We start from the raw sequence: 14,989 nt of genomic DNA on the forward strand, positions 1-14,989 counted from the left end.
CAAGTCAATGATCAGAAATGGAAAGCACCGGCCGGCCCTGGGCCAGGCGGGTCAGAGAGCGCGCTGGCTCAGCTTCTGGACCAGGACGCTCTTCACGAGGTCGGCGCCGGCGATCCGGGTGACGCTCTTCGAGAGTTCGGTCTTCAAGACTTCGGCGTCGACCATACGGCCCTTGAGCAGGCGGCTGCGGTCGAGGGCGCCGTAGAGGTCTTGCAGGATCGCGTCGGAGATCGCCGGTCGCAGCGCCTTCACGGTGCTGGCGGCATCGATCGACGGCACTTCGATCGCAATCGAGAAGGCGATCATTTGCTGCACGCGATCCGATTCGAGGACCGGCAGCGCCATCGGCGGCAGGTCGACGAAGATCGGTTGTTCGACCTGCGCCAGCTTCATCGGCGCCGGCATTGCCGACGCGCTTTCGGACCGCAGCCCGAAAAAGAACATCCCGCCTGCACCGGCGCCAGCGCCGATCAGCAGAACGATGATGTAGAGAAGCCGCTTCATGAGGTCCGGGACAAATCCTTAGCCGCGCGTCAACTCCCTAGATGGGCGCTGCGCACTTAAGGGCCAGTGAACATCCGTACTTAATACAGGATGCGCCGCAGCATGGCTATCATCCATGCGTCCAGCCGGTTCTCGCTAACGTGATGGGAACGCCTGCAGAATCGAGGATTTCGGCGCCCTCGCCGGCGATCACCCGACCGACCCGCGTGGTGCCAGGTGGCGCTTGTGCCGCAGCAATCAGCAACTCGTAGTCGTCGCCGCCGCCAAGAACCCGGTCGCGCAGCGCAGGCTCGCTCGCAAGCAACGCAGCAGCAGGCTCCGACAACGGGACCAACGCTGCATCGATCTCGCATCTGACGTTCGAAGCGCGCGCTAAGTGACTGCAATCGGCCGCAAGACCATCTGAAATATCGATCGCGGCATGGGCGTGATCGCGAACCCAGCCAGCCAGCTCCACCCGCGGTGTCGGGCGCCGATAGCGGCTGCGCAGATATGGATGGACCTCGCCGGTGCGTTCGAACTGCGCCAGCGCCAAGGCCGCATCGCCGATCGTACCGCTGACATAGAGGCCGTCGCCGACTTGCGCGCCGGCCCGCCGTACCATCCGACCGGTCGGGACCAGCCCCATCACCGTCGCCGCCAGCGTGATCGGCCCATCGGTCGAAACCGAGTCGCCGCCGAGCAGTTTGATGCCCCAGTTGCGCTGCGATTCGCCCAGCCCGTGCGCGAAACGGCCGACCCAATAGTCGCCCGCATGTGCCGGCAGCGACAGGACGAGCGAGTAGCAGAGTGGATCGGCGCCCTTGGCCGCGAGATCCGACAGATTCACCGCGAGCAATTTGGCCGCGAGATCTTCGGGCTGATCGGTGCTGAGAAAATGGACGCGCTCGACCAGCGCGTCGGTGGTGACGACCAGCTCGTACCCATGCGGAACCTGCACGGTGGCGGCGTCGTCGGTCAGCCCGTATGCACCGGGCAGGTCGGCGGCGAGCGGCGCAAAGAACCGCTCGATCCGCCCGAATTCACCTAGCTTCGGCACGACTTTCGCCGACCGAACTCTCACGAACCACGCGCGCAGCGCGATCGAGCACGCCGTTGATCAGCCCGGGTTCGGCACCGCCGTAAAAGCCGGCGGCGACGTCGACATATTCTTTGATGATCAGCGGCGCATCGAGATCGGTGTGATTGACCAACTCGTACAGGCCGGCGCGCAAAATCGCCTGTAGCAGCAGCTCCAATCGCTCGAACCGCTCGCCCGAATCCATGGCGCGTCCGCCGAGCTGATCCAGCTCGTCGCGCTTGGATTCAACGCCGCGCACGATCGACGTAAACAAGGTCGGATCGGCGCTGACATAGCGCACGCCGTCAACCGTGTGGCCGACGCGCCAATCCATGAACTCTTCGACGATCGACAACGCCAATTGGCCGGTCTGCGCTTGCTGATACAGCGCCTGTACCGCCGCAAGCCGTGCTGCCGTCCGGCGCGCTTTGGCCGAACCGCGCACGGGCGGACGTTTGGGCGGCGGCGCAGGCTGCTGCGCCGCGACCTTCTTCTTTTTGGGAGTCACTGTTTCAGTCCGAACTGCCGCTTGATCGCGAGCATGGCGAGACAGGCGCGTGCCGCCTCGCCGCCTTTGTCTTTCTTGTTGGTGTCGGCGCGGGCCCAGGCCTGCGCTTCGTTCTCGACCGTCAAAATACCGAAGCCGACCGCCAACCCATAGCGCAGCGACAGATCCATCAGGCCGCGCGCGCTCTCGCCGCAGACATAGTCGTAATGCGTGGTCTCGCCACGGATGACGCAGCCAAGCGCGAGATAGCCGTCGAATTTCCGGCCGCCGCGAATAGCGTACTCGATCGCCGACGGAATTTCGAACGCGCCCGGCACCGTCACCTTGGTCCATTCGACACCTGCCGCATCGAGCGCACGGGTCGCACCTGCGAGCAACGTGTCCGCGATGGACTCGTAGTAGCGGGCTTCGACGATCAGGATGTGCGGCTTGTCCAGGCTCATGGTGGATTACTCGGCGACGATGGGGCGCTGTTCGACCACGGTCAGACCGTAGCCGTCGAGTCCGACGATGGTTTTGGGCGTATTGGAAAGCAGGACCATTTCGCGCACCCCCAGATCGAGCAGGATCTGGGCACCGACGCCGACTTCGCGCAACTCGGTCTCGCGCTTGCCTTCTGCCCGCGCCTTGAGCCTTTCGCTCAACCCGGTCGGCGAGGCTTCCCGCAGGGCGACCACGACGCCGCTGCCGGCCGCCGCAATCTGGCGCATCGCGTTGTGCAGCGTGTGGCTTTTGGGACCGGCACCGCCGAGAAAGTCGTCGAGCAGATTGACCGCGTGCATGCGCACCAAGGTCGGCGTGTCGCCTTTGATCTCGCCTTTCACCAGCGCGACATGTTCGGCGTAGCTGACCTTGTTGGCGTACACGACCATTTTCCAGTCGCCACCATACTCGCTGGTGAAGTCGCTTTCGACGACACGCTCGATCAGCTGTTCGGTGCGACGGCGATGCGCGATCAGATCGGCGATGGTGCCGATTTTGAGTCCATGCAGCTGCGAGAACTGCACCAGATCGGCGAACCGCGCCATCGACCCGTCGTCATTCATGATCTCGCAGATCACGCCCGACGGGTTGAGTCCGGCAAGGCGCGAAATATCGACTGCTGCTTCGGTGTGCCCAGCGCGCACCAACGTACCGCCTTCGCGCGCAGCGAGCGGAAAGACATGGCCTGGCGTGACGATTTCGGCCGGCCCCGAATGCGGATCGATCGCGACCTGAATCGTGCGTGCACGATCGGCTGCAGAAATACCCGTCGTGACGCCTTCGCGCGCTTCGATCGACACCGTGAACGCAGTCTCAAGGCGCGACGAATGACGACGCGCGACAAGCGGCAGGCCCAGCGAGTCGATGCGATCGCGATCGAGTGCGAGACAGATCAGGCCGCGCCCGTGCTTGGCCATGAAATTGATCGCCGCCGGCGTCGCCATTTGCGCCGGGATGACAAGGTCGCCTTCATTCTCGCGATCTTCGTCGTCGATCAGAATGAACATGCGTCCGTTGCGCGCTTCTTCGATGATCTCCTCGGTTGAGGAAATCGCGTTCAGATCGTCGCGATCGGCGAGATGTTTCGGGTCGTAGCGAGTCAGAGCCATCGGATCACTTTGGCAGCAGTCGTTCGACGTAGCGCGCCAGAAGATCGACTTCCAGATTCACGCCATCGCCCGGGGTAAGATCGCCCAATGTCGTCGCGCGCAAGGTCAGCGGGATTAGATTGACGCCAAACCGGTTGTTGTCGACCTCATTCACGGTCAACGACACGCCGTCGATCGTGATCGAGCCCTTTTGCGCAACAAAGCGCGCCAATTCTGCCGGCAGTTCGAACGTCATCCGCTCACTATCACCGTCGGCATGGCGTTCGACCAACTTGCCGACGCCGTCGACATGGCCGCTGACCAGATGGCCACCCAGCTCGTCGCCAAAGCGTAGCGCGCGTTCGAGATTGACCCGGCTGCCGATCTTCCAGCGACCGAGCGTGGTTTTCGCCAAGGTCTCGTTGGACACGTCGACTGCGAACCGTCCGTTGCCGCGCGCGACCACGGTCAGGCAAGGACCGCCGCAGGCGATCGACGCACCGATATCGATCGCATCGGCATCCCAGACCGTCTCGATTTCAAAGCGGACCGTGCCGCCGGGCACGATCGTCGCGACCCGGCCGACATCCGTGACGATGCCAGTAAACATGGGGCGAAGCCCTACAGGCTCCGCTCCCAGAACTCCACCGCATCGGGCCCCAGCGGACGCAGATCGGACCGGCGAAAGACGGGTCCCTCTGCCACTGTTGCGATGCCAAGTCCCGCAATTGCAGGCACGCCATCCCCGCCCAGCACGCGCCCGGCGCGAAACAGGATCAGCCGGTCGACCAGCTTCTCGGCCAGCAGCGAAGCCGCGATCCGGCCGCCGCCTTCGACCAGCAGACGCGTGATGCCGCGTCCGGCCAGCACCTCCAGCGCAGCCAGCATCGACATGCGGCCGGGCTCGATCGGCTCGACCGGCAGGATTTCAACGCCGAGATCTTCCAGCGCACTGCGGCGTGCCTTGTCGGCATCGGCCAGAGTCAGAACCCAGGTCGGATGCGTTCGCGCGGTTTTGACCATCGACGAGGTCAAGGACAGGCGTAGATGCCGGTCGAATACGACACGCGGTTTGCCGCGTCCGTGCCATCCGGGCAGACGCACCGTCAGCGCGGGATCGTCGGCAACCGCCGTCGATGCACCAACCGCAACCGCATCATGTTCGGCGCGCAGCGCATGCGCAGCTGCGCGCGCATCTTCACCGGTGATCCATTTGCTGTCGCCGCCATGCGTCGCAATACGGCCGTCGAGACTGGTTGCAAGTTTCAAGGTGACCAGCGGCCGCCCCTGCTCCACACGCAGCAGAAACCCGGCCGTTACTGCACGCGCGGCGTTGCTTTCGACATGTTCGGTGACCTCGATCTTGGCGTCGCGCAAGCGCGCCAGGCCGCGCCCGTCGACGCGCGGATCAGGATCGCCGATCGCAACAACGACGCGCGCAACGCCAGCCGCAATCAGCGCGTCGACGCAGGGCGGCGTCTGTCCTGTATGGCTGCAAGGTTCGAGCGTGACGTACGCGGTTGCACCGCGCGCCGCATCGCCGGCGCGTCGCAATGCTTCGGTTTCGGCGTGCGGACGACCGCCGGATTGCGTCCAGCCGCGGCCGACGACAACGCCGTCTTTGACCAACACGCAACCGACGGCGGGATTGGGCCAGACCTCACCAAGACCGCGCCGCGCCAAGTGCAGCGCGACGCGCATCCAGCGCCGGTCCTGATCGGCAAGGGAAGCGGGCGTGCTCAATCGTTGCCGATGCGAATCCCGTCGAGGAATTCGTCAAAGTCTTTGGCTTCGCGGAAATCGCGATAGACCGACGCGTAGCGCACGTAACCGACCTGATCCAAGGTCGCCAACGCCTGCATCGCCATTTCGCCGACCTGCTTGGACGGCACATCGGTGTCGCCCGCGCTTTCCAGCTGCCGCACGATCGAGTTCACGATGCGCTCGATCCGGTCGCCTTCGACCGGCCGTTTGCGCAGTGCGATCCGCATCGATCGCAACAGCTTGTCGCGATCGAACGGTTCGCGATCGCCGTTGGTCTTCACCACCGTCAGTTCGCGCAGCTGTACGCGTTCGAACGTTGTGAAACGCGCACCGCACTGGCTGCAGATGCGGCGGCGGCGGATTGCAGAATTGTCTTCGGTCGGACGCGAGTCTTTGACTTGCGTGTCGTCGTTACCGCAGAAGGGGCAGCGCATGCGAGCCTGACGCTTTCGAAATTACGGGTAAATCGGGAAGCGACGGCAGAGCTGATCGACGCGCTCGCGCACGCGTTGCTCGACTTCACCGTTGGCCTCGGCACCGTTGGCGGCCAGGCCTTTGACGACTTCGAGGATCATCTCGGCGACTTGGCGGAATTCACCTTGTCCGAAGCCGCGCGTCGTCGCGGCCGGCGAACCGAGCCGTACGCCCGACGTGATGGTCGGCTTTTCGGGGTCGAACGGCACCGCATTCTTGTTGCAGGTCATGCCGGCACGTTCGAGCGACGCTTCGGTCGCTTTGCCGGTGACTTTCATCGGGCGCAGATCAACCAGCACCATATGGCTGTCGGTGCCGCGGCTGACGATGTCGAGCCCGCCTGCTTCCAACGTCTGCGCCAGCATGCGCGCATTGTCGACGACCGACTGTGCGTAGAGCTTGAATTCGGGCTTCAACGCCTCGCCGAACGCAACCGCCTTGCCGGCGATGACATGCATCAGCGGACCGCCTTGCAGCCCCGGGAAGATCGCCGAATTGATCTTCTTTCCGATCGCATCGTCGTTCGAAAGGATCATGCCGCCGCGCGGACCGCGCAGCGTTTTGTGCGTGGTCGTCGTGACGATATGCGCGTGTGGGAACGGCGACGGGTAAACGCCCGCCGCAACCAGGCCGGCATAATGCGCCATGTCGACCAGCAACAGCGCGCCAACTTCGTCGGCGATGCTGCGGAACTTCGCGAAGTCGATCGCGCGGGCATAGGCCGAACCGCCCGCGATGATCAGCTTCGGCTTGTGCGTACGTGCGAGTTCCGCGACGTCGTCAAAGTCGATGATCCCGTCCTGGCGGCGCACGCCGTACTGCACCGGCTTGAACCATTTGCCCGACATATTCGGCGCAGCGCCGTGAGTCAGATGGCCGCCGGCATCGAGCGACATGCCGAGGATCGTGTCGCCGGGCTGCAGCAACGCCAGCATCACCGCCTGGTTGGCCTGGCTGCCTGAATTGGGCTGCACGTTGGCAAAGCTGCAGCCGAAGAGCTGCTTGGCACGATCGATCGCGAGCTGTTCGGCAATGTCGACGAATTCGCAGCCGCCGTAATAGCGCTTGCCTGGATAACCTTCGGCGTACTTGTTGGTCAGCACCGAACCCTGCGCTTCCAGTACGGCGCGCGAGACGATGTTTTCGCTGGCAATCAGCTCGATGCCGTCCTGCTGCCGTTTCAGTTCCTGTTGAATCACTTTCGCGATTTCAGGATCAGCGTCGGCCAGGCTGGCGCCGAAGAAACGATCGTCGAGACGATGGGCGGTCGCAGTCATGGGTGTTCTCCGGTCAGCCGAGCTTGTTGACGCGACCGGCATGCCGACCGCCTTCAAATTCCGTTGCGAGAAACGCGGCGAGGCAATCCTTCGCCACTTCAATGCCGATCATGCGCGCGCCAAGCGCGAGCACATTGGCGTCGTTATGTTGGCGCGATAGGCGCGCCGATGTCGTGTCGTGGCAAAGCGCCGCGCGAATTCCTTTGTGCCGGTTCGCCGCGATCGAGATGCCGATGCCGGTGCCGCAGACCAGCACGCCCAGCTCCGCCTCTCCCGCCAGAACGGCGCGCGCCAGCTTATCGCCAAAGTCGGGGTAATCGACCGAGGCGTCGCCATGCGTACCCAGGTCGAGCGCGGTATGACCAAGCGCGGTCACCGCGTCCCTGAGCGCGTCTTTGAGCGCGACGCCGGCGTGATCGCTGGCGAGCGCTACCCGTCGAGATGTCGTGGGCTGCACGGCGCGGACCCTACCAAAAGTAGGATGGCCGAGGCTATGGCCGGACTGGTCGCACTGGTGGGATCGCGCTATGCGAAAGTCGAATTCCTGTCCGAAGGGAGAATCGCGTGAGCAGCTCCAAATCGTCCGATCTCTTGACGATGACCGCCGACGTGGTCGCGGCCTTTCTCGCGCGCACCCCGACGCCGCAGCATCTCCTGCCCGACGTCATTCAGACTGTGCATCGGACCCTGGCCGGATTGCAGGGCCGCGCGCCGTCTGTGGAAAGCGAGCCGCCGCGGCCGGCCGTTGGGGTCAAGAAGTCGGTTCAGCCCGACTATCTCGTCTGTCTCGAAGACGGGAAGAAGCTGCGCATGTTGAAGCGCTATCTGCGCACGACATACGGGATGACGCCGGAGCAATACCGGTCGAAATGGGGGTTGCCGCCCGACTATCCGATGGTGGCGCCGAACTACGCGCGCCAGCGCTCGGAATTCGCCAAGAAAATCGGCCTAGGAAAGAGCGCCGGCCCGCGCAAGAGCCGCCGGCGCAGCTAGTCAGGCTGCTTCTGCTGCGGCTCGGTCAGCGGCGGGTTGAATGGCTTCGCTTTCTTCGGTCCAGAAATGCTCGAGCCGTGCGAGCAGCCCGTCGAGCGTTCCGTGCGCGGCCGGATCGAAGCCCGACTTGTCGAGCGCTTCGGCATGACGCTGGAAGATCGCGTCGATCTGGTTGCGCAGCTGCAGGCCCTTTTCCGAGACCTTCACGCGCACCGAACGGCGATCGTGCAGCACACGCTCCTGCGTCAGGTAGCCGTTCGCCACCATCCGCTTCACGTTGTAGGAAACGTTGGAGCCCAGGTAGTAGCCGCGCATCGTCAACTCACCGACCGTCACTTCGTCGGTGCCGACGACGTACAGGATCAGACTCTGCACGTTGTTGATGTCGTCGATCTTGAGACGATCGAGTTCCAGCTTCAGCAGGTCCAGCGACCGGCGGTGCAGGCGCTCGATCTGATGGATCATCTCGTAATAAGTTCGCGCCGCAGTCATCCCATCCCCCTCCGCGCCAGTTCTGAGCGCGATTCCGGATTCCTTTCATGAACCATGCCCCGTTCGGGTCGCATTCTGCAATCGGTGCCTTTCCGCGCACGCGTCTTCGCCGGCTTCGGCGCACGCCCTGGTTGCGGCGGCTGGTGGCGGAAAACCACCTGTCCCCGGATGATCTGATCCTGCCGATCTTCGTGATTGAGGGGACCGGGCGGCGCGAGCCGATCGACTCCCTGCCCGGTGTCGAGCGCCGTTCGATCGACCTCTTGCCCGACCTGGCCCGCGAGGCGCGCGCGCTTGGCATCCCGGCGCTGGCGGTGTTTCCCGCCATCGACGCCGACCGGAAATCGGCTGACGGCGCCATGGCGACCGATCCTGACGGGCTCGCCTGCCGCGCTGCACGGGCGCTGAAGGACGCCGCGCCCGAGCTGGGCATCATCGCCGACGTGGCGCTCGACCCCTACACCAGCCACGGCCATGACGGGCTGCTGGTCGACGGCGATGTCGACAATGATTCCACGATCGAAGTTCTGAAAAAGCAGGCGCTGGTTCTTGCCCGCGCCGGCGTCGATGTGGTCGCACCATCCGACATGATGGACGGCCGCGTCGGCGCGATCCGCGATGCGCTGGATCAGGAAGGTCTGCAGCAGATTGCGATCATGGCCTACGCCGCCAAATACGCGTCGGCCTTCTACGGTCCGTTTCGCGACGCGGTGAAATCGAAAGGCGCGCTCAAAGGCGACAAGCGCACCTATCAGATGGATTCGGCCAACACCGATGAAGCGATCCGCGAAGTCGCGCTCGATCTCGCCGAGGGCGCCGACATGTTGATGGTGAAGCCGGGCACGCCCTATCTCGACGTGCTCCATCGCGTGAAGACGACTTTCAACGCACCGACCTTCGTCTACCAGGTCAGCGGCGAATATGCGGCGCTGAAAGCAGCCGCCGATCGCGGCTGGCTCGACTGGGAAGCGACTTTGCTGGAAACGCTGATGGGCTTCAAACGCGCTGGTGCCGATGGGATTTTGACCTACGCAGCGTTGGACGTAGCGCGTCTGCTAAATCGTTAGATCGGGGTACTGAGGAATTTCCGGATCGGCTCGATCTGATGCGGCACGAGCAATGCCGGCGCGTGGCCGCATTCCGGAAATTCGACGCGCTGCATTGACGGCTTCCGCTTCTGCATTTCGTCCTGCACGGCGCGCGGAAACACGTCGGACGTGGCACCGCGCAAAGACAGAACCGGCGCCGTGATCGCGTCCCAGAAGAACCACAGCGCGATGTCTTTATCGCCAGCGCTGCGGAATGCTTCGCCGATCTTTGCGTCGTAGGCGAGTTCCCAACGACCGTCGTCGCGTTTGCGTGCCGTCGTCTCGGTGAGATAGCGCCATTGCGCGTCGGTCAGCGGCCCAAACGGTGCCGAGACACGGCGGATCAGCGCCTCAAGTTCGTCCAGCGTTGCGAAGTCCCGCGGACCGACACCGACATAGCTCGCCAGCCGCGCCAGCGACTCCTTGGGGACGAACGGACCGATATCGTTGAGGACCAGGCGGCGGATCGGCGTCTCCGGCTGCGCCGCCAGCGCCATGCCGATCAGCGCCCCCATCGAGGTGCCGACCCAATCGACCGCTTCCACGTCGAGTCGCGCGATCAGGGCTGCCAGATCTGCGCAGTAGGTCGGGATCGCATACAGGGCTGCATCGTCGAGCCAGTCGCTCTTGCCGCGCCCGACCACGTCCGGACACACGACTCGGGCGCCGTCAGCGACCAGCGCGCGTGCCACTTCATCGAAGTCGCGGCCGTTGCGTGTGAGCCCATGCACACAAACGACTGTCTGGTCCGCGTCACGTGCCCCCCACTCCCAGTAAGCGACGCGATGGAAACCGTTCGGGGTCAGCGACCGGAAATGGCGGAGTTGGGGCTGCAGTTCTGGCACGCCCATTCCTAACGCGCCCGTGCTACACCGGCCAAGAGTTGCGTACTGTTACGAGGTCGTCTGATGCGTCGCGCCTTGCGCGTGCTGTTGGTGCTGGTCGTTTTGTTGTTGGCGCTGCCGGTCGTGTTGATCGGCTGGCTTTCGATCGACCAGCCCAAATCTAGCGGCAAAGCCCGCATTCGCGGACTCGCGGCCGAGGTCAATGTCGGTTTCGATGCCGACGGCATTCCGCGGATTCGCGCCCAAAGCGAGACCGATGCTGCGCGCGCGCTGGGTTGGCTCCATGCACGCGATCGGCTGTGGCAGATGGAACAGCAGCGTCGCGTCGGCCAAGGCCGTCTCGCCGAAATCATTGGCAGCGGCGGCGTCGCCTTCGACAAGCTGATGCGCACGCTCGACCTCTACCGCCTTGCTGAAGCCAGCTACCAGCATCTCTCACCCGATTTGCGCGCGCTGCTCGACGCCTATGCCGACGGCGTCAATTCCTTCATCGACAAGCCGTCGGGCGCGCTGCCGATCGAATTCCAACTGACGTTTCACCGGCCCGAAAAATGGCGCCCCGCCGATACGCTTGTGTGGGGCAAGCTGATGTCGCTGCAATTGACCGGCGACTATCGCGACGAGATCACGCGCGCACGCTTGCTTGCCCGCCTGACGCCGAAGCAGCTCGGCGATTTGATGCCCGATTTTCCCGACGCACCGACCACGTTGGCGGCAATCGACTGGACGCGGTTTGCAGACGCGTTGCCGCCGCCGCTTGGACCGAAGACGGCGTCGAATGAATGGGTGCTTGACGGCACGCGCACCGACAGCGGCAAGCCGTTGCTTGCCAACGATCCACATCTGGGGTTGCAGGCGCCGGCTTTGTGGTGGCTCGCCCGCATCGAATTGCCCAATGGTGGCGTGCGCGCCGGCGCGTTCGTACCCGGCAGTCCGCTGCTGATCCTCGGACGCAACGACCGTATTGCCTGGGGGGCTACGACAACCGGCACCGACACGCAGGATCTGTTTGTCGAGACGATCGATCCGACCGACCCGACACGCTATCGCACGCCCGATGGCAGTGCAGCGTTCGAAGTGCGCGAAGAACGGATCAAAGTTCGTTTCGGCGATGACATCGTGCTGCGCGTGCGCAAGACGCGCCACGGTCCGGTTCTCTCCGATATCGAACCGCGTCTTGTCACCGATCCAGGCAAAGTCGTTGCGCTCGCTTTCACCGCACTGGTCGAGAAAGACACGACACCGGATGCATTGTTAAGCGTTGCCCGCGCGCGCGATTGCGCCGGCTTTCGCGACGCGATGAAAAACTGGGTGTCGCCGCAGCAGAATTTCACCTGCGCCGACAGCGACGGACATATTGGAATCGTACTGCCTGGCGCGGTGCCGATCCGCAAAGCGCCGCCGCCAGGCGTGCCAGTCGACGGCGCCGACGGCGCGCATGACTGGGTTGGTCTGATCCCATTCGACGAACTGCCGCAAGTCATCGATCCGGCGTCGCACAAGATCGTCAACGCCAACAATCGCGCGGTCGGGCCGAATTATCCGCATCGTTTGGTCGATCATTGGGAAGCGCCGTACCGCGCCGCGCGTATCGAAGAAGTGCTGGCTGCCACGCCCAAGCAAAATGTGCGCTCCAGCGCAGCGTTGCAGCACGACAATCTGTCGATCGAAACGCGCGAGCTGCTTCCGCTGCTGCGCGAAGGCAAGCCGAGCACCGATCTCGGCAGGCGTGCCTTCGCGCTGCTCGATGGCTGGGACGGCACGATGAGCCGCGACAAGCCGCAGCCGCTGATCTACGCGGCGACGCTGCTCAAACTGCAGCAACTGCTGTGGGACGACGAATTGGGCGACCTCGCCACGACGATGCGCGGCTTCCGGCCCGAAGCGGTGCAGCGGATCCTGACCAAAGAGCGCGGCTGGTGCGATGACGTCACGACCCCGTCGGCCGAAAGCTGCGAACAGCAGCTGACCCGGTCGATCGACGAGGCGGCTGCAACCTTGGCCGCGGCCTACGGCGCAGACCCAACCCAATGGCGCTGGGGCGCAGCGCATCGCGCCACCCTCGCGCATCCGCTTCTGTCGCTGATCCCGGGCCTGAAACAGCTGATCGACATCTCGATCGAGCAGGATGGCGGTGATTTCACCGTCCACCGCCAGGCCAGCGGCGGCAGCCGGGACCTGGTGCGCTTCGATTCGGTCCATGGCGCCGGCTATCGCGGGGTCTACGACCTCGCCGATCTCGACCGCAGCCGATTTGCGCTGGCGACCGGCCAGTCTGGCAACCCGCTTTCGCGCCATTGGGGCGATTTTGTCGGCCGCTGGCGCGACGGTGCGAGCGTCACCCTGGTCGGCGGCCCGGACGAGGCAGCGGCCGGAAAGAAGCAGCTACGCTTGCTTCCCTAGGCGTGATCTAAGACTTTCTTAAGCCAACTTCCCGATGGTGGCGCTACCCGTCACCGCCGCTTCCCAGGTCGAGTTTTATCAATGCTGACCATCGTCGGTTCCTTGATCGTTATTGTCTGCGTGCTCGGCGGGTACGCCGCGCTTGGCGGCAATATCTTCGTCCTGTGGCAGCCCTTCGAAGTTGTCATCATCGTCGGCGCCGCGGTCGGCGCGTACATGATCGCCAATCCGAAGCACGTGTTGAAAGACACGGTTGCGGGCGTCAAATCACTGCTCGGCCGATCGAAATACGATCGCGACGCCTATCTCGAACTTCTGTCGCTGCTGTTCGCCGTGTTCAAGGCGGTGCGCACCAAAGGTTGGCTGGCGCTCGAACAACACATCGAACATCCGGAAGACTCAGAACTGTTTCGCCAGTTCCCGATCTTCAGTTCGAACCCGCACGCGATGCAGTTCCTTTGCGACTATCTCCGCATCATCTCGCTCGGCTCGTCCAATCCGCACGAACTCGACGCGTTGATGGACGAGGAAATCGAAACCATCCACGCCGAACGTTCGCACGTCGCATCGGCGATGCAGACGATGGCCGACGGTATGCCGGCGCTGGGCATCGTCGCGGCGGTGTTGGGCGTCATCAAAACCATGGGCGCGATCACCGAACCGCCGGAAGTGCTGGGGCACTCGATCGGCGGCGCGCTGGTCGGCACGTTTATGGGCGTGTGGTTGAGCTACGGCTTCGTCGGCCCGATGGCCGCGGCGCTGAAAATGCGCATCGACGACGAGATCAAATACTATCTCTGCATCAAGACCGGCCTGCTTGCGTATCTGCAGGGTTCGGCACCGCAGATCGCGATCGAATTCGCGCGCAAGATCTTGCTCAGCGAAGTGCGTCCGACCTTCAACGAAGTCGAAGACGCCACCTCGGCCGTGCCGACCATCTGATTGCACTAAAGGTCGCTTGAAGTCATGGCGCCGCGTCTAGATCGCACCAATCAGCCGATCATCATCGTCAAGCGTCGCCGCAAGGGAAACCATGCGGGGCATCACGGCGGTGCGTGGAAAGTCGCCTATGCCGACTTCGTGACCGCGATGATGGCGTTCTTTCTGCTGCTGTGGTTGCTGAACGTCACGACCTCGTCGCAGAAGCAGGTCATCGCCAACTATTTCGATCCGACCTCGGTCTCGATGGCGACCTCGGGTTCGGGCGGCGTGCTGGGCGGACAGTCGATCCTCGAACCCGGTGCGCAGATTTCGAACACGCGTCCGATGGGCACTGCCGTGCCGTTGCCGGGCCACCCGCTGACGGTGAAAGAAGAGAACGACGTTCCGAGCGAAGAGCCGAACGTCGACAAGGCGCAGTTCGAAAAGTTCGAAGCCGCCAAGAAAGAAGCCGAAAAAGAAGACCGCAAGTTCAAGGAAGCCGAAGCCGCCATCAAACAGGCGATTCAATCGGTCCCTGACTTGAAGGAAATGCAGCAGAATCTGATCGTCGATCAGACGCCAGAAGGTCTGCGCATTCAGATCGTCGACGCCGCCGGCAAGGCGATGTTTCCAGGCGGATCGAGCGAGCCGTACGACTACACGCGCAAGCTTCTGCAGCAGGTGCAGAACGTCGTCGACAAGCTGCCGAACAAGCTTTCGATCCGCGGCCATACCGACGCGACGCCGTTCCGGTCGGCCGGCGGTTACAACAACTGGGATCTGTCGACCGATCGCGCCAATGCCAGCCGCCGCGCGCTCGAATATGCCGGTCTCGATCCCAATCGCGTGATCGACGTGTCGGGTCGTGCCGACAAGGATCCGTTGTTTCCGGATCGTCCGCGCGCCGCCGAAAATCGCCGCATCTCGATCATCATGCTGCGCGAAGCGCCCGCGCCGGGTGCAGTCGCACCGGCTGCGGCGTCTGGTGCTGCCGCTGCGATCCCGCCGGCGCCCGTGCCCGTTCCTGGCGTGCCTGCGAACAAGCAGCCGATCCTGGTCCCTGCACCCCAGCGTTAAGTTGGTGGCGGG

At 63.8% G+C, this 14,989-nt stretch carries 17 protein-coding genes; 5 read left to right on the forward strand and 12 right to left on the reverse strand.

Annotation, left to right across the window (positions count from 1 at the left end; genetic code table 11):
• Window positions 1-51: 51 nt before the first annotated feature.
• The 10 genes from TMPK1_RS04380 to rpiB all read right to left on the reverse strand — a co-directional run bounded on the left by TMPK1_RS04380 (window position 52) and on the right by rpiB (window position 7,615).
• On the reverse strand, window positions 52-504 hold the full coding sequence (locus TMPK1_RS04380; RefSeq protein WP_420241672.1) for a hypothetical protein: 453 nt from the start codon (window positions 502-504) through the stop codon (window positions 52-54).
• Window positions 505-613: 109 nt separating this feature from the next.
• A complete protein-coding gene (thiL, locus tag TMPK1_RS04385) occupies window positions 614-1,543 on the reverse strand; it encodes a thiamine-phosphate kinase (RefSeq protein WP_420241673.1) in 930 nt (309 codons plus the stop codon).
• Window positions 1,527-2,072, reverse strand: coding sequence for a transcription antitermination factor NusB (gene nusB, locus TMPK1_RS04390; protein ID WP_420241674.1), 546 nt, complete (start codon window positions 2,070-2,072; stop codon window positions 1,527-1,529). The genes thiL and nusB overlap by 17 nt, the downstream gene beginning before the upstream one ends.
• The gene (locus TMPK1_RS04395; protein WP_420241675.1) at window positions 2,069-2,515 is read right to left on the reverse strand and encodes a 6,7-dimethyl-8-ribityllumazine synthase; all 447 of its coding nucleotides are present in this window, start codon (window positions 2,513-2,515) and stop codon (window positions 2,069-2,071) included. Before TMPK1_RS04395 ends, nusB begins: the two co-directional genes overlap by 4 nt.
• A gap of 6 nt (window positions 2,516-2,521) precedes the next feature.
• Window positions 2,522-3,664, reverse strand: coding sequence for a 3,4-dihydroxy-2-butanone-4-phosphate synthase (ribB, locus tag TMPK1_RS04400; protein ID WP_420241676.1), 1,143 nt, complete (start codon window positions 3,662-3,664; stop codon window positions 2,522-2,524).
• A 4-nt stretch (window positions 3,665-3,668) separates the two neighbouring features.
• Window positions 3,669-4,253 carry a riboflavin synthase gene (locus tag TMPK1_RS04405; protein ID WP_420241677.1) on the reverse strand — a complete coding sequence of 195 codons (585 nt, stop codon included), beginning with the start codon at window positions 4,251-4,253 and terminating at the stop codon, window positions 3,669-3,671.
• 11 nt (window positions 4,254-4,264) lie between these two features.
• A complete protein-coding gene (ribD, locus tag TMPK1_RS04410; RefSeq protein WP_420241678.1) occupies window positions 4,265-5,386 on the reverse strand; it encodes a bifunctional diaminohydroxyphosphoribosylaminopyrimidine deaminase/5-amino-6-(5-phosphoribosylamino)uracil reductase RibD in 1,122 nt (373 codons plus the stop codon).
• Complete coding sequence (gene nrdR / locus TMPK1_RS04415) at window positions 5,383-5,841, reverse strand: transcriptional regulator NrdR (RefSeq protein ID WP_420241679.1); 459 nt, start codon at window positions 5,839-5,841, stop codon at window positions 5,383-5,385. The genes ribD and nrdR overlap by 4 nt, the downstream gene beginning before the upstream one ends.
• Before the next feature lie 21 nt (window positions 5,842-5,862).
• On the reverse strand, window positions 5,863-7,158 hold the full coding sequence (gene glyA / locus TMPK1_RS04420; protein WP_420241680.1) for a serine hydroxymethyltransferase: 1,296 nt from the start codon (window positions 7,156-7,158) through the stop codon (window positions 5,863-5,865).
• A gap of 13 nt (window positions 7,159-7,171) precedes the next feature.
• Window positions 7,172-7,615, reverse strand: a complete 444-nt coding sequence (gene rpiB / locus TMPK1_RS04425; protein WP_420241681.1) for a ribose 5-phosphate isomerase B — start codon at window positions 7,613-7,615, stop codon at window positions 7,172-7,174.
• Between the two features lie 140 nt (window positions 7,616-7,755).
• Between rpiB and TMPK1_RS04430 the strand changes: the two genes are divergently transcribed.
• Entirely contained in the window at window positions 7,756-8,151 is a 396-nt protein-coding gene (locus TMPK1_RS04430) for a Ros/MucR family transcriptional regulator (RefSeq protein WP_420245618.1), read from the forward strand.
• Here TMPK1_RS04430 and TMPK1_RS04435 read toward each other — a convergent pair whose 3' ends face one another.
• Window positions 8,152-8,643, reverse strand: a complete 492-nt coding sequence (locus TMPK1_RS04435) for a MarR family winged helix-turn-helix transcriptional regulator (protein ID WP_420241682.1) — start codon at window positions 8,641-8,643, stop codon at window positions 8,152-8,154.
• 47 nt (window positions 8,644-8,690) lie between these two features.
• On the opposite strand from TMPK1_RS04435, the gene hemB reads away from it, so the two are divergent.
• Window positions 8,691-9,710, forward strand: coding sequence for a porphobilinogen synthase (gene hemB, locus TMPK1_RS04440; RefSeq protein WP_420241683.1), 1,020 nt, complete (start codon window positions 8,691-8,693; stop codon window positions 9,708-9,710).
• On the opposite strand, the gene TMPK1_RS04445 is transcribed toward hemB, so the two are convergent.
• Window positions 9,707-10,582, reverse strand: coding sequence for an alpha/beta fold hydrolase (locus TMPK1_RS04445; RefSeq protein ID WP_420241684.1), 876 nt, complete (start codon window positions 10,580-10,582; stop codon window positions 9,707-9,709). The two genes, hemB and TMPK1_RS04445, sit on opposite strands and share 4 nt — an antisense overlap.
• Window positions 10,583-10,639: 57 nt before the next feature.
• Here TMPK1_RS04445 and TMPK1_RS04450 point away from each other — a divergent pair, with 57 nt between their 5' ends.
• From TMPK1_RS04450 to TMPK1_RS04460, 3 genes are all read left to right on the forward strand, one after another.
• Window positions 10,640-12,979: a penicillin acylase family protein gene (locus tag TMPK1_RS04450; RefSeq protein ID WP_420241686.1), complete on the forward strand. Its 2,340-nt coding sequence runs from the start codon at window positions 10,640-10,642 to the stop codon at window positions 12,977-12,979.
• Window positions 12,980-13,060: 81 nt separating this feature from the next.
• The gene (motA, locus tag TMPK1_RS04455) at window positions 13,061-13,921 is read left to right on the forward strand and encodes a flagellar motor stator protein MotA (protein ID WP_420241687.1); all 861 of its coding nucleotides are present in this window, start codon (window positions 13,061-13,063) and stop codon (window positions 13,919-13,921) included.
• 24 nt (window positions 13,922-13,945) lie between these two features.
• Complete coding sequence (locus TMPK1_RS04460) at window positions 13,946-14,977, forward strand: flagellar motor protein MotB (protein ID WP_420241689.1); 1,032 nt, start codon at window positions 13,946-13,948, stop codon at window positions 14,975-14,977.
• Window positions 14,978-14,989 lie beyond the last annotated feature (12 nt).

Origin of the sequence: Roseiterribacter gracilis (assembly GCA_018332375.1) — a bacterium.
In the GTDB taxonomy this organism is placed as follows: domain Bacteria; phylum Pseudomonadota; class Alphaproteobacteria; order BOG-932; family Roseiterribacteraceae; genus Roseiterribacter; species Roseiterribacter gracilis.